At 65.3% G+C, this 248-nt stretch carries 1 protein-coding gene; it reads left to right on the forward strand.

All coding sequences use genetic code 11. From position 1 onward, the window contains the following. Positions 1-248, forward strand: a 248-nt coding sequence (locus PA598K_RS38280; RefSeq protein ID WP_260405643.1) for a M24 family metallopeptidase, incomplete at both ends; no start/stop codon positions are given.

Consider the following 248-nt stretch of genomic DNA (forward strand, 5'->3'; position numbering starts at 1 on the left):
GGTCTCGGACCTGCTGCGCCGCAGAGCGTCAGCAGCAGGCCGATCCGCGCAGGGGAGCCGATCCTGATCGACATCGGCTGCTGCATTGACGGCTATGTGATTGACCAGACGCGTACTGCGGTTATCGGCGAGCTGCCGGACGATCTGGCACTGGCTTATCAGGCTGCCGAGGCGATCATCCTACGTACGGCCGAGCGGCTTCGTCCGGGCACGCCTCCTTCGGCGTTGTATGCCGAGGCGCTGGAGCT

It is taken from the genome of Paenibacillus sp. 598K (assembly GCF_003851045.1).
Taxonomy (GTDB): Bacteria; Bacillota; Bacilli; order Paenibacillales; family Paenibacillaceae; genus Paenibacillus_D.